Here is a 12,064-nt window from a genome sequence, read left to right on the forward strand (position 1 = left end):
GGCTTTGTTGAATAAATAAGATTTCGTGCGAACGACCCTGTAGCTGGCTGGATTTTCAGGCAATACGCACGCTTTCTGGCATCCCAGCCTTTGTCATCCTGTTCAACGCACGCACCATGGCCATAGCTTCCGCTACCTGACCATCGTAGTCACGCAGCGTCAGTGAATCTCCCAACAACTGCTTCATTCTGTACATTGCCGTTTCCGCTATCGAGCGACGGTTATATTCCGTTGTCCATTTCCACCGTGCATTGCTTCCGCTCAGCCGCTGATTAGCAACGGCACGGTTGCGGTCTGCGTACTCACCGGGCCAGTAACCTGCTCCTTTTCGGGGAGGAATAAGCGCGCTGATTTTTTTGCGGCGCAGTTCATCGTGACAGAGCCGGGTATCGTAAGCCCCGTCTGCCGCGGCTGCCCTGATTTTTCTGTGAGTCTGCCGGATAAGGCCCGGGAAGGCTTCTGAGTCCGTGACGTTATTCAGCGACAGGTCTGCACAGACAACTTCATGTGTGTTGCTGTCAACAGCAAGATGCAACTTTCGCCAGATACGACGGCGCTCTTTGCCGTGCTTTCTGACTTTCCATTCGCCTTCACCAAAGACCTTCAGCCCGGTGGAATCAATCACCAGGTGTGCGATTTCACCCCGGGTGGACGTTTTGAAACTGACATTAACCGACTTTGCCCGCTTACTGACACTGGTGTAATCCGGGCAGCGCAACGGAACGTTCATCAGGGCAAAAATGGAATCAATAAAACCCTGCGCAGCCCGCAGGGTCAGCCGGAATACGCGTTTAATCACCAGAACGGTGGTGATGGCGAGATCAGAATAGCGCTGGGGCCTTCCTCGTGATGAAGGCGTTGCCGACTCATACCAGGCCTGAATCGCCTCATCATCCAGCCAGAAAGTGAGGGAGCCACGGTTGATGAGAGCTTTGTTGTAGGTGGACCAGTTGGTGATTCTGAACTTTTGCTTTGCCACGGAATGGTCTGTGTTGTCGGGAGGATGCGTGATCTGATCCTTCAACTCAGCAAAAGTTCGATTTATTCAACAAAGCCCCTCATGGCGGAAAACCGCTGACCTGTGGCTTAGATTTCAAACCAGAGGATGTTCCCTGTATTTCCTGGCGACATCTCGCCATAACTTTAGAGTCTTCGTTGCAACCGCATTACAAAGAATTCATTTCTGCTAATGAAAACTCGCCTTCACGTCAAATGGCTGCTCATGCCGCATTTTGCTTTCTTAATCGAATTCGTACATTTTAATTTAAGGGATTAGACATGAATCTACACAGCGATGCGGAACGTCAGGCCGGTATACTGATTCTTTCGCAGCTAAAGATGTTTAACGAAGCTGTTGTTTATTTTGAACAGCATTTAAGCCCTGCCTTCTGGAAAAGCTTTGATCAGTGTGTTGAAAGATTTATGAAAGACAACAGCTGGGTAGGTAAAGCAAATTATGAACATCAGGATTATTGCTGGCTAGCCCATCCAGCCTGGGTCATTGAAGGCGTTAACTGCAAATATTGGTTTGAAAACAGTTCGACTGTTACTGAAGGGAATGATTATATTTTAGCCGTCCTGACAGGTACGGGAACCGAGCAGGGGCAGTTTGGTTTTGAGTTTAAATTGAACGCTGGGTATTTTGGTGGAGTCAAAAAGATTGCTAGTTATGCGAGTAATGTTCAGCAATCCTACCGTGAGCAACTGCAGACACTAGGGCTATTGGAACAAGGGAAAGGTAACTATTTCTTACCTGTCACGATTGAACCTAATTTACTCACTGAATGCTGGAAAGAGCATGGTGAGTTTCCAGTGGAACATGAAGTATTTTTTCCATTGCAAACAGCTCTTGAAAAGCTACAGCAATCTACAAAAATTCTGGATGCTATATTTTTATCCGAAGCGCAGATTGCAGTAAGTGAATAAGTTAAATAATTAACGTTATCTGGTTTGATTTGGCCTTTCTCGCATAAGAAAGGCCATTGCAGTAAAAATTATCCCCGACTACACCCGAAACTTCTATCTCCCTCACCAAATACCTTCGTATCAAGCTTGGTCAAGTAATCCAGTCGTTCAAGCAACTCATTGTATATGATGTCAAAATCAGGATCGTTTACGTTGAGCACATACCTGCAATTGTCCGGAAAATGTACAATTTCACGACAATCTTCAAGTTCCAAGCCGAGAGCGCTATACCACGCCCTGACTATCAGATTGCTAAGTGTACCACTATGTTTGAGATGCCCCAGATGGTAGTAAGCATCTTTGTTAAAGAACAAGCAAATGTGGAAATGGCATTTGCCATTCTTTGAGTATTCTCTTGCCCAGACATTACGTACAACGTTCTTATTGACTCTGATCCCAGCAAACTTTCTGCGATGTTCATGTGCTTCCAAAATCGCTTTCATCGAATCCAGAAATCGTGATATTGCACCGGGTTCAAGGTTAGGAAAACAGCATACCGTATCACCATTATCTAAAATAGGTGGGTAATGAAGATCCGCTCTTAATGCCATAGTACGTGGAAACTGATTGATAGCATTACTGACTGTCAGAGCAATTTTATCTCTGTAAGCGAGAATATGATCGCCATGAGTACCTTGGTAAAGTTTCATCATACATCTCTGATTTTAATATCCCTGCTATTCACAGGGATATGTTATGAGTGATTCATCAAATAAATGTATATTACCTTTCCAACATTTAAATTTAGGCAAAAGCTATCACCTGCCTGCGCTGGCAGTTCCAAAATAACTCTGCAATTAGTTAGAACAAGCAAGTATATCGATGGTATTTTTTTTACTTCATTAAATCCCCCAGGTATCCATCGCCTGTATAAAGATAGTTTTTCCTTTTTTAGCAGCCTTTATCTTCCCTTGAGAATAAAGAGTGCTTAATAATTCATTTACTTTACCGCGGTCCCTGAACCGGTTAGGCCCATATTGCAGTATGGTATTCTTCCTCATATATGGTAAAAAATTTTGATTGCAATATTCTTTTATCCACCAATAAAGCTCATCTGCATCTGTATTGACCATATCTAACTTCTGTTGTTTGGAAAATAATTTTATATACTCATCTACGTACCATGCACTTATTTCTATAGCAGCTTCAGCAGCGGTAAGTGATACATCCCCTTCATCACCATTAAAATAGTGTAATAATGCAGCAATCCTTGCCATATTTTCAGCGATTTTAGATGCATAATCTTTAAAGTCTGAAAGAAATCCGAGTAGCCGCATTTCTGTTTCAACTTGATTATAAAATGCAATCCATCTCTGTCTTGCTTCTGGCGAGAAATGCAGGCAAATACGTTCATCTTTGTTTTCGATACTCTCATTGATGATCTCCATTAATCGCTCATGGAACACAGGCAAATGTTCACTTGAGACAACAGGATTAGTTATTTGTCTATATCCTTGTGTGGAAAAGGGACGACAAATAAGTGTACGAGCAAAAAATCCTATCCCTTTTGCTATATCCCCTTTTCTTTCAATATATCTATTGATAACTACAGACTGAACCTGTAGGGATAATGTCAATCTGGCATTTTTTATTAACCTCTCAGGTGCATTTTTCCTTTCGACTGAATACGTTGCGCCATCCCACATTTTGTTGACAAACGGCAATTCATTTAATGCATAACCATTAAATATGGTCCCAGCCTCATCTGATAAAATGCCAACTGATCGCCAGTCACCACAGAGATACTCTTTTATCGCCGCTGGTGTGGTATCATTAAACGTCAACTTATATCTGACAGGCTCTACAGGATAACTATCTTGCAGCATACTCAGACTTTCACGTGTTATGGTTGGATCTTTGCCACCACGGATCTCTGACTTCAGTCTTGACATCAAAGCTTTCTCTTCCGCCTTGAAAATCTTTACGTTATACCGCCACTTAATTATTTCTTGTTTATATAGGTCAAATAGCCGTTCCTCTAGTTGGTAAATGGGCTTCATTAACAACTTACTTACCGTGCTTTTCCGTTCCCCTGATTCCGCAATTGTCACAATAAAAAGTGATGTCGGGCTCCGCAGATTATTCAATCTACAAACATCAATTCGGTTCTGACAAACAAGGGAAATGACACCAAGCATATCTGCAGCAACCATGGAAAGTGGTGCCTGAGTTTGTTGCACTACTTCATAGATTGCATGTCCCGCCCTTGCGGGAAGCACATGTATGGGGAACTCTCGATCTCCCGACATAAAACCTCATCATCATTTAATGTTAAAAGTACCTCCGGTTGAGTTGCTATTCCGCTATTAATAGTGGAAATAGCAAGATGCATTCCCAACCATTAGATGAAAAATACTAGAAAAACAGGATCCTTAGCGCTCACTGATCCAGTAAAGAAGATCGCTAAGCAACCAGCCACACGACTTAGCCCCCAGTGGTTTACGTCGCGGAAACTTGCCTATTTGTTCAAGCTTCCAAGCTGTTGACCGGGAAATCGATGTGATATATTGGCGCTCTTTCTCCCTTACTAAGCGATCTGAAGGTTCGCCATAGTTTTGTAGCGCCTGCAAGCGCTGGTCAGCTGTGGGTTGATTAAAAGATTTGGTCATGATTGCCTCCTGTGGTTTCGGTGGAGACAATCATGTTTCAGAACAGAAGATTTGGGAAGGAATGCAATTTTGGATAAGCGCTTAGTAAGACATTAGCTAAGGGGCTTTTCTAGCCAAGGTTTAACATGATTAGCAGTGAAAATCACTTCGTCCAGTTGATACTCCTGAAGCGCCAGTTCGTTTAATTTTTCCGCGATTACAGACGCTTTCTCCTTGGTATTTTTTATCCCTTCCTTCTTAATAAAGAGGGTGAGGAATAAATACAACCCTTTCTTCTTCTCAGGCGTCAATCGCTGCCTTTTTTCTATATACAACTCAGGCTTTTCAAACCACTCGCAGAGTGTGCTTTCAGAAACATTTCCTTTCCACATTTCGTCGTAGTCGAGTTTAAATTTACTTACAACAGGAGTATCACCGCTCCTTACAACAAGTTTGTTCATCATCAAATAAAGTGCGATGTTGTATTTTGATGTTAAAAATTTACTCGAGAGAGACTTTTCAAGTATAAAATCAACGTGTTTACTCTGTTTGGAGTCAAAAAGAGGAAGAAAAGAATCAAGTACCTTTATATCAATATACAGGTCATTATTGCTAACAAAAGAGTCATCTTCAAAAATCAAATAGTCCTCATCGTAAACACTATAAATATATACTGCCCCTGACAAACCAGCCTTCAAACTGAATGACTTCTTATCAGTTAGAAGATAATTACCATTATTAAAAGCTGATATTTGGGTAGGGACAACTACCCAGTATCCTAACGCACTGCCGGAATATTCATAATTGAAATACTCCCCGCGAATAGATCTTGATATTTTAAAACCTTTAGTGATCGTCAAATGAGAAGTTAATGGTAGGTCAGGGATAAATTTTAAAATTGAATGTGCGTCACTTTCTTCTGACAGATAAAACTCATCCCCATTAGTTATTACCTGCTCTCCGCCTATATGTAGAGAGGGAGAAATGCATCTTGATAGCCTGCACTTTTTACCGCTTCCTCCAAAATACAAAAAAAGATTGATTTTCTTTACAAACCACTCATCAAGAATTTTCTCGACAACCGTATCATCTGAAACTTTTGATAAAGAAACAAAATTAGAGTTCATCAAACCCACCATTAAAATCAATTAACTCGTTGAGTTATAAACCAAATAATATTAAACATCACTTATGATAATACAGATTATGTGATCTTGGTCAAAAATGAGTACAGTTCCGAATTCACCTCTCCGACCGCCTAAGATAACCAGCGGCTGAATTATGCATTTGGTGAGCTGATAACAGTCTTGCTAGCCCCCCCAATCCGCACTAGAATCAGGACTGAGACAGCGAGGCTTTCACGATGACAAAAAAAACAGTACATAGTCAGATCACTAAAACTCAAATCTATCGTTCTGTTGCCAGCTCAACCGCAATTGAAACCGGTGTTTCTGTGCACAAAATTGAGCAGCAACTCAAACAAAATCAGGCACAGGCAAAAGCCGTTGGCCTCGCCCGTTAATCTGGCAAGATGTCGCTCACCAGTTGCATCATAGGGCTGTAGTTCCCTGACACACCAGCCTGTATTGCCTTGAAGTAAAACGCCTTCTGCTCATCCCACAGGCTGTAATCAAGTAAGCCCTTCCCTGCCAGAACCGACAGCACATCGCAAAGTAGCCGCGACAGACGCCCGTTACCTTCTCTGAATGGGTGGATCAAAATAAACTCCACATGGCATTCAGCCAGATAACTTACCAGCTCCAGACGAGCCAAGGATTTCAGCGCACCAGACTGAGCGAGAAACTGTTTCTCGAAACCATCGAGAAGAAGTGGAATCCTGTCGGCAGCGGCAAACTGGAAGCCGTCCTTAGTTAAGTTGGCATTACGCAACCTCCCCGCCCAGTCATACACATTCCCCAGCCACTGGCGATGCCACCTGCTGATGTGCTCAAAAGCCAGCGCCTCAGGCGGCTGGCCCTCAATAAATAGCTGCTCATACAGCATCAGCAGTAGGCCCGATTCCAGCGCCTCCATTTCCTCTTCATCAATGATCCCCAGTTTATTAGATAGCACCAAATCACCAGAGCCCGGCTGATAGCGCTCTTCTGCTGAATTAAGCTCATATTTTGCCAAGCTCTCACCTCCGCCCAAACAAGTTCACAACGTTGTTTTCCTGCTGTCGTTGATAGTTGTTAATCCGATCTTCCCAGATCTCAAGCGCCCTGCGCTTTTCAGTAAGGTAATCATAACGATCATAGTGTTTCGAGCTAACGTCGTTCAAAGCGTGATTCTGGATACGGTCGCGGATCTCTTTGCTGATCCCCGCCTCCCCCATCAACGTTTTACAGGTGCGACGTAAATCTCGCGCCGTGAAAACTTTAAACTCAGGATTAAAAGCCCGGAAATACATGATGGAACGCGCCAGACTATCGGTACGCACCGGTCGTTCGCCGTTGGTCGAGAGCGGGAAGATATAGGGGCTGTTACTTTCCTTAGTCAGTTCTTTCACTGAGGCTAATTCACTTAATGCCGATTCAGTCAGCGGGATCAGGTGCTCCCGTTTGTTTTTCGATACATCGGCAATTACCAGGAGCGTCTTTTGCTGCCAGTCAATCGCGCTCCACTGGCTGGCAATCATTTCAAACGGACGCTGCCCGCCAGCATAAACACAGAAGCGGATTAGGTGCTGCATCAGTGGCCCAACGTTAGTTGCCTGAGCGAACTGCTCCATGACAAAACGTAGCTCTTCCAGCGTTAACCATGTATCACCCACTTTTTCCGCCGAAGACTGTTTCGGTATGGCCGATACCGGATTTACTTCAAGACCGAACGTAATACCCACACTGGTATTCATCGGATCGTTATCGGCTTTTAAGCCGTAGTTAAATGCTGCCATCAGATACGAGCGAATCCGGTTAGCATGCACCACCGCATCACGCTGGATAATGCCTGAGAGGATGGTTTTGATCTGCAGAGGTGTTACATCTTTCGCTTTGGTTTCTCGAGGGATAACCGTGTAGCACTCTTTTTCAAGACGCTTCAGGACATCAGCCCAGGTCCGCTTATTGTCGAGCTTCATCTTGTTAACGTAGCCATGCACCAGCTCATCAAACGATCCTTGAGAGCGATGGATCTGCATAAGGTGCTCTTCGGCCAGGCGTTGTTGCTCAAGCTCTTGTTGGGGCTCTTTTCCTTCAACAAGCCAGGCTCCATACTTTTTCGCCAACTCATTGGCCGTCACCAGCTTCATCTCAGGCCAGATGCCCAACTGGATGAACTTCTCTTTCTTCCCTTTCTCAACGTAATAACGGAAATAAAAAACTTTGCTGCCTGAAGGCTGAACCTTAACGCCAAGCCTGCCGGTGCCACGTTGAGCACTGTTGCTCCACACGTAGTACGACGTACTTTTTGTCTTCAATCCACGTATAGCAGTCTCGGTAAGATTAGCGGCCATGAGGTTACCTTTCTGAGGATAAGCGTTACCTGACCCAATGCCCATTTTGGGTCAGGTAATGGGTCAGGTAAGGATAGTACAATGGGGAAATGAGAGAACCAATCAGAAACAAAAATAACTTCATAACTGATTGATTATAGATAATTAAAAATACAAATAGAGACAATGACGAACAATTAAAAACATACCAATTTTATGACTCATAATCGCTTGGTCGCTGGTTCAAGTCCAGCAGGGGCCACCAAATATATCAAGGAGTTGCGAGAAATCGCAGGTCCTTTTTAGTATCAATGACTCCTCTTATAAGTTACCCCAGCGTTTAGGCATTTCAGCCAATGCCGTCCAGCCGATACCAATAGAACTCTCTACCTCCGATAATCGTCACCCAAAAATCAGGAGGTAAAATATGACGTTAAAACCAGGTGAGAAATCCGGAAACAATGGAGGTATCTATGTGGAGGTTGGGCCACGTGGTGGGGTAAAAGATAACTTCGCCACGATAGCGGATAACAAAACCGCGCCACCAACTCAACGCCCTAAAAGCTACTGGGTGCTGGCAAAAAGAACACCTAACAGTAAACGTAAGTAAGAGCATCCGGCGCCACGACAATTGGCGCCGACTGATTACAACACGCCCGAAGCTTTACCGCCTGGCAAGCATTGCGCAAGATGCTCCGTGAGGAAATCAATGCAGGTTTTGATACGATCAGAACTTGATGAACGCCGGGTATATACAGCCCAGATATTCGCTTCCTGATACCACTGAGGCAACACGTGAACCAGCTCACCTCGTTCAATATACTGCGCAACATCCCATTCCGACCGCAAGGTAATGCCATGGCCTTTCAGTGCCCAAATAAGCACCACACTGCCACTGTTGGAAGAATGAAAACCGTTTAGTCGGCAATGTGTCTGCTGCTTACCGTCCGTTAATATCCAATTGCCAAATGCCGAGTTTTTTTCCTGAATCATCAGGCAATCATGCTGCACAAGCGCACTAACAGACTCTGGCTTGCCGTGGCGTTCGAGGTATTCAGGGGAAGCACACAGGATCCGTCGATTAGTGGCTAACTGCCGTGCGATATACAATTCGTTGATATCATCCCCAACGCGAATTTCAATATCGACCCCCTCTTCCACCAGATCCACTTCACGATCCGTTAGCGTGAGTTTTACCGTAATATCAGGATAGGCGATCATAAATGACGACAGCGCCTCTGCGACATATTTATGCCCAAAACCAAATGAGCAGTTGATGGTGATATTACCAGCCAACACACCTCGTTGATTGTCCAGACGACTTACAAAACCATCCATTTCACTGACGACCTGCATAGCTCCACTCAGCGCATTTTCGCCTTCCGGTGTGAGACGCATCACTCTGTTATTGCGAAAAAAAAGCCGGGCGTTGAGACATTTTTCAAGGATAGCAATACGTTTGCTGATATAGGAGGGAGATAGCCCCAGCTCCAGCGCTGCCCGGGCAAATCCACCATTGCGAGCAACGGTGACAAAAACGAAAAGATCTTCAACAGAAGGCCAGCCCTCAAGGGGCTGGCGATGTTTTTTTCCTACAGGCGTCGTTTTCATAGCATCAGTGCGAAGTTGCAAAGGATGACCGAGTTATAACACTGAATGTAAAAAGGACTGAAGTTTCTGGATAAAGTACTCAGGGCACTCTTCCTGCGGGGAGTGTCCGCAAGGCAATGCTTCCCCCTGAACGTTTAGCGCCTTTTCTTTCCAGGTATCAATCACATCATACAGTTGCCCTACCGTTCCCAGTCCGCCCCACAGCAGCTGCAACGGGCACCGAATACGCGCAGACGTATCTGCGGCATCATCGTCCAAATCAATCGTCGCAGCAGCCCGGTAGTCCTCACAGATCGCGTGGATCATTTCAGGGTTCTGGTAACAGCGCAGGTATTCATTGAATGCTTCCTGCGAGGTCGCGCCCTCTATTTTTAGCTGACCCGAAATATGCTTACGCAGAAAAAATGCCGGATCGTGCGCAATCATCGTTTCAGGTAACGGGAAGGGTTGAATCAGGAAAAACCACCAGAAGTAACGCGTAGCAAAGGATTTATCGGTTAAGGCGTACATCGTCGCGGTTGGAGCAATGTCGATAAAAGTACAACAGGTCACACGATCCGGATAATCCAGCGCGAGCCTGTGTCCTACGCGTCCGCCACGATCGTGCCCTACGAAGGCAAAACGGGAAAAGCCGAGCGCGTCCATTAACATGACAATATCCTGCGCCATGGTGCGCTTTGAATAGGTACGATGCGCCGGATCGCTCGTTGGTTTATCGCTGTCGCCATAGCCACGCAAATCCGGCAAAATGACTGTATGATTTTGCGCCAATGTCGGTGCGACTTTCCGCCATGTTGTATGATTCTGCGGATGCCCATGTAGCAGTACCAAAGGTGAACCGCTGCCTCCGATAGCCACTCTTACCGTCAGACCATTTTCCAGACGAACATCCTTGAGTGCAAACCCCGGAATAAACGGAGAAGCGCCGCATTCAATCAGTGTACTCATCACTTTCTCCCGTCATGCCAGCTAACAGATGATGTTAAATAACGGCTATCCCGGACGACATTACGCAGGGTTCCAATATGTTCAATCTCAACTTCAATAACATCACCATCGTGTAAAAACAGCGGTGGAACGCGTTTTTTGCCCACTCCACCAGGCGACCCTGTGAGGAGCGTGTCGCCAGGGGAAAGCAGAGTAAAGGTGCTTATATAAGCAATGAGTGAAGCGATAGGATGGATCATATTTGCCGTAGATTCGTTCTGCACCTCCCGCCCGTTTAGTCGCGTCAGTAAACGTAGCATCTGGGGATCGGGAATGTCGTCTGTGGTCACCAGACACGGACCGAATGCTCCTGTCGAAGGCCAGTTTTTTCCAGCCGTAAACCAGCTATGCTGCCAGTCCCTCACTGAACCATCCATATAGCAGCTGTATCCGGCGACATAATCTAAAGCATCCTCAGCGCTGACCCGGGAGCATGGCCGCCCAATCACTACGGCTAATTCACCTTCGTAGTCAAACTCATTGGTATTTTCAGGCTTCAGCAGCGGGCCATTATGCCCGGTCTGAGAATCCGCAAAGCGGACAAAAAGGGTTGGAGCCGGGTTGGTTTCATTAAACTCAATACGCTTATCGGCGTAATTCATTCCGACACAGATGATCTTCTGCGGATCGTCAATCACCGGCAGAAAGGCGACATCCTGGTAGTAATAATCCGCCAGCTCATCACACCATAACGCCGCATCCGTCAGCGCGTTAGCACATAGTAGAGATTTCAACGTGGGATATTTGTCGCCAAGCCGCTGCGAGAGATCGATTATTCCGGTTTCCTGCATAATGCCGTAGCGTTTGCCACCGTTCACAAGATATTGAACCAGTTTCATTGCAGTCTTCTTCCTTAACCGCGCGGGGATGCAGGGCGTTTTAACCACGGCCGCCGTGAATAATGCGCAACCTCAAAATTTTCAATCTCCGGCAAGTATTGCAATGTCCAGGCTATCGCATCTTCGCCTGCGACCAGCATCTCCCGTTTGAGTTCACTGATCACAAAGGGGATCGTTTCCTCTGCCGCCGTAATTTCGCAGCGATCGAGTGAAACAGTGATAGCATTGGTATCAGCACTCGCGGCAAGCTGCGCAAGGCGCGCTAAAGCAGGTTCATCTAATGAGAGCGTGAGGATCCCGTTGCGTTGGCAGTTATCATCGAAAATGCCTGCAAATGTGCTACCTATCAGCCCCCGTACTCCCAGTTGTTTTAATCCCCATACGGCGTGTTCGCGACTCGATCCACAGCCAAAATTGGGGCCAACCAGCAGGAATTTTGCGCTCTGCCAGCCCGGCATGTTCAGAATAAAATCAGGATTTGGTTGGCCGCCAGCCATAAAGCGACGATCGAAAAACACTCCTTTATCCAGCCCCTGGCGATCGATCCCTTTCAGGAACTGTTTTGGCATAATCACATCGGTGTCGATATTCGATTCCAGCATCGGCGCAATTCGCCCGCTGATTTGCTTAAACGTATCCAT

Annotated in this window: 13 protein-coding genes and 1 pseudogene; 3 read left to right on the forward strand and 11 right to left on the reverse strand. The window is 45.7% G+C overall.

What is annotated here, in order from left to right; all coding sequences use genetic code 11:
• Positions 1-55: 55 nt before the first annotated feature.
• Complete coding sequence (locus OGX94_RS13120; RefSeq protein WP_000654811.1) at positions 56-1,024, reverse strand: IS5 family transposase; 969 nt, start codon at positions 1,022-1,024, stop codon at positions 56-58.
• Between the two features lie 254 nt (positions 1,025-1,278).
• Here OGX94_RS13120 and OGX94_RS13125 point away from each other — a divergent pair, with 254 nt between their 5' ends.
• The gene (locus OGX94_RS13125; RefSeq protein ID WP_148361447.1) at positions 1,279-1,926 is read left to right on the forward strand and encodes a hypothetical protein; all 648 of its coding nucleotides are present in this window, start codon (positions 1,279-1,281) and stop codon (positions 1,924-1,926) included.
• A 68-nt stretch (positions 1,927-1,994) separates the two neighbouring features.
• Here OGX94_RS13125 and OGX94_RS13130 read toward each other — a convergent pair whose 3' ends face one another.
• From OGX94_RS13130 to OGX94_RS13145, 4 genes are all read right to left on the reverse strand, one after another.
• Positions 1,995-2,615, reverse strand: a complete 621-nt coding sequence (locus OGX94_RS13130) for an inovirus Gp2 family protein (RefSeq protein WP_025798974.1) — start codon at positions 2,613-2,615, stop codon at positions 1,995-1,997.
• Positions 2,616-2,807: 192 nt separating this feature from the next.
• Entirely contained in the window at positions 2,808-4,214 is a 1,407-nt protein-coding gene (locus OGX94_RS13135) for a YfjI family protein (RefSeq protein ID WP_148361446.1), read from the reverse strand.
• Positions 4,215-4,337: 123 nt separating this feature from the next.
• Complete coding sequence (locus OGX94_RS13140; RefSeq protein WP_025798970.1) at positions 4,338-4,574, reverse strand: helix-turn-helix transcriptional regulator; 237 nt, start codon at positions 4,572-4,574, stop codon at positions 4,338-4,340.
• A gap of 92 nt (positions 4,575-4,666) precedes the next feature.
• Positions 4,667-5,680: a hypothetical protein gene (locus tag OGX94_RS13145; RefSeq protein ID WP_025798968.1), complete on the reverse strand. Its 1,014-nt coding sequence runs from the start codon at positions 5,678-5,680 to the stop codon at positions 4,667-4,669.
• Positions 5,681-5,916: 236 nt separating this feature from the next.
• Between OGX94_RS13145 and OGX94_RS13150 the strand changes: the two genes are divergently transcribed.
• Positions 5,917-6,075, forward strand: a complete 159-nt coding sequence (locus OGX94_RS13150; RefSeq protein WP_088903042.1) for a hypothetical protein — start codon at positions 5,917-5,919, stop codon at positions 6,073-6,075.
• Here the strand turns inward: OGX94_RS13150 and OGX94_RS13155 are convergent.
• Both OGX94_RS13155 and OGX94_RS13160 read right to left on the reverse strand, forming a co-directional pair.
• Complete coding sequence (locus tag OGX94_RS13155; RefSeq protein WP_025798966.1) at positions 6,072-6,686, reverse strand: Fic/DOC family protein; 615 nt, start codon at positions 6,684-6,686, stop codon at positions 6,072-6,074. The genes OGX94_RS13150 and OGX94_RS13155 overlap by 4 nt on opposite strands.
• A 4-nt stretch (positions 6,687-6,690) precedes the next feature.
• Entirely contained in the window at positions 6,691-8,007 is a 1,317-nt protein-coding gene (locus tag OGX94_RS13160) for a tyrosine-type recombinase/integrase (RefSeq protein ID WP_025798965.1), read from the reverse strand.
• 406 nt (positions 8,008-8,413) lie between these two features.
• On the opposite strand from OGX94_RS13160, the pseudogene OGX94_RS13165 reads away from it, so the two are divergent.
• Positions 8,414-8,687 (forward strand): annotated as a pseudogene (locus OGX94_RS13165) (cytoplasmic protein).
• Here OGX94_RS13165 and OGX94_RS13170 read toward each other — a convergent pair.
• Genes OGX94_RS13170 through leuD form a run of 4 tightly spaced genes read right to left on the reverse strand, consistent with a single transcriptional unit; the run spans position 8,632 to position 12,064 of the window.
• Entirely contained in the window at positions 8,632-9,597 is a 966-nt protein-coding gene (locus tag OGX94_RS13170) for a LysR family transcriptional regulator (RefSeq protein WP_257662122.1), read from the reverse strand. The pseudogene OGX94_RS13165 and the gene OGX94_RS13170 sit on opposite strands and share 56 nt — an antisense overlap.
• A gap of 33 nt (positions 9,598-9,630) precedes the next feature.
• The gene (locus tag OGX94_RS13175; RefSeq protein ID WP_191222121.1) at positions 9,631-10,545 is read right to left on the reverse strand and encodes an alpha/beta fold hydrolase; all 915 of its coding nucleotides are present in this window, start codon (positions 10,543-10,545) and stop codon (positions 9,631-9,633) included.
• Positions 10,545-11,423: a fumarylacetoacetate hydrolase family protein gene (locus OGX94_RS13180; RefSeq protein ID WP_257662123.1), complete on the reverse strand. Its 879-nt coding sequence runs from the start codon at positions 11,421-11,423 to the stop codon at positions 10,545-10,547. The genes OGX94_RS13175 and OGX94_RS13180 overlap by 1 nt, the downstream gene beginning before the upstream one ends.
• Positions 11,424-11,437: 14 nt before the next feature.
• Positions 11,438-12,064 (reverse strand): 3-isopropylmalate dehydratase small subunit, encoded by a 627-nt coding sequence (leuD, locus tag OGX94_RS13185; RefSeq protein ID WP_149335547.1) that lies wholly within the window; start codon positions 12,062-12,064, stop codon positions 11,438-11,440.

The sequence above is a fragment of the Citrobacter sp. Cpo037 genome, assembly GCF_030332945.1.
Taxonomy (GTDB): Bacteria; Pseudomonadota; Gammaproteobacteria; order Enterobacterales; family Enterobacteriaceae; genus Citrobacter; species Citrobacter portucalensis.